The sequence below is a fragment of the Pseudomonas sp. MF6767 genome, from assembly GCF_016405475.1.
Taxonomy (GTDB): domain Bacteria; phylum Pseudomonadota; class Gammaproteobacteria; order Pseudomonadales; family Pseudomonadaceae; genus Aquipseudomonas; species Aquipseudomonas paracarnis.
In genome coordinates this window covers 1-1,823 of record NZ_JAEKCY010000049.1, presented here as the reverse complement: position 1 = coordinate 1,823, position 1,823 = coordinate 1, and the positions used below count along the sequence as shown (strand labels likewise).

Annotated in this window: 2 protein-coding genes; both read left to right on the top strand. The window is 61.3% G+C overall.

The genetic code is table 11. From position 1 onward, the window contains the following. Nucleotides 1-467: hypothetical protein (locus JFT58_RS30005; RefSeq protein ID WP_198834881.1), on the top strand; the 467-nt coding region annotated here is incomplete at its 5' end. Between the two features lie 156 nt (nucleotides 468-623). Beyond that, complete coding sequence (locus JFT58_RS30000; protein WP_198834880.1) at nucleotides 624-1,781, top strand: hypothetical protein; 1,158 nt, start codon at nucleotides 624-626, stop codon at nucleotides 1,779-1,781. The last annotated feature ends 42 nt before the right edge of the window (nucleotides 1,782-1,823 follow it).

Here is a 1,823-nt window from a genome sequence, read left to right as displayed (position 1 = left end):
CGAGAGTTACCTTTGTTAAAAGCGTGATTCATGAGCAAAACCGGGTACGTGGCGAGTCTTGTGATGGCTCAGCGCTTTGCGCTTACCTTGACGTGTGGGCTTATGAGGAAAGGCCCTGGACCGGCGAGGGCCTGCCGCCTGTTGGAACGGTGTGCGAGCATCGAAAACTGATCCCTGGCGAAGAATGGACGGAGGTTGAGATAGTCGCCCACCGAACCTTTGTTGGCGACGACTACCCCTGCGCGGTTTTCGTCTACTCGCAAAGCTCAAGCCATTCAAGCTCTGGAGACCATTTCAGGCCTTGCCGCACGCCCGAACAGATTGCAGCGGAAGAGCGTCTTGCTGCGATTAACTACATGGAAATTGACGCTGGCATGTGCGCCACCGCGTTCGACGGTGATCCAGAGGCAAGGGCCTGGGTCGAGAACCTGATCGACAAGGGTTGGCGTAAGCCGGTGTCTGAATGACCTCCTACCAAAGAGCCAAGCGCTACTGCTTCTGGCGCGGGTCTGCCATAGCGCTATCTATCCTCACCTTCCTGATGTTGCTCAGCGCCCTCGCTGATCGAATTACTCAATAACCAATGCCTTCAATCGCTGCGAGCATCGCGGCAGGGAGTCACCGTGTCCGCACAACAGCAAGTAATCACCATCGACGACATCAGCGCCGACAACGCGCCGGCCATCTACGTTGCCGGTGGCCTGGGCCAGTTCTTCGACGCGGTGAAGGCCGAAGTAACTACCGAGGTTCCAGACCTCAAGACCGCTAAAGGCCGTGCCCGCATCGCCAGCCTGGCAGCAACCGTCAGCAAATCTAAGGCGGCAGTCGAGAAGCCGGGCCGCGACTACCTGAAACGCCTTAAGGAAATGCCGAAGGTGGTCGAGGCGGAGCTGCGCGAGTTCGTCACCAAGATGGACAATCTGCGCGATGCCACCCGCCAGCCTCTGACGGATTGGGAGGGTGCCGATCAGGCACGCAAGGACAGGCACGTTGACGGCATCCAAGCCATAAAGGACTTGGCCGTTTTTGAAGCCCCCCCGGCCGCCACCCATGTTGCCAAGATTATTGCCGACCTTGAGTCGGTCGAAATCAACGACTCCTGGGAAGAGTTCCTGGCCGAAGCCGCCCAGGTGAAAGACCAGACCCTGGCGAAGCTGCGCACCCTGCACACCGAGCGCATCCAGTATGAAGCCGAGCAGGCAGAGCTGGCCCGCCTGCGTGCCGCCGCCGAAGCCCAGGCCCAGCGCGACCGCGATGCAGAGATTGCACGGGTAGCCGCCGAACAAGCCCGACTCCAGGCCGAGCAGCAGGCACAGGCCGAGCGCGAAGCTGCCGCCAGACGTGAGCAGGAACTGCTGGACCAGGCGGCCGCCACTAAGCGCGCCGCCGCACAGGCCGCACTGGATGCAGAGGCTGCCGCCGAACGCCAGCGCCTGCAACTGGAGCTGCAAGCCGAACAGTCCCGCGCAGCAGCTGCACAGGCCGAAGCAAGCCGCTTGGCTGCCGAGCAGCGCGCCGAGCAAGACCGACTCGCGGCCATTCGCCGCCAAGAGGAAGCCGTGGAGCAGGCGCGACTGGATGAGGTTGCCAGGGCGAACGCAGCGGCAGATGAAATCCTGCGCCAGCAGCAGGAGCGCCAGGCTGACGTAGCGCACAAGTCGAAAATCCTGGGCGAAGCCAAAAAGGCTTTGATCGACATGAACATCAGCGAAGAGCTGGCCAAGGCCATCGTCCTGAAGATCGCCCGCGGCGAAGTGCCGAACGTATCCATTCAATTCTGAGGTTGCCATGACTAACTCAGCACTGGCCGAGCGCACCGAGAC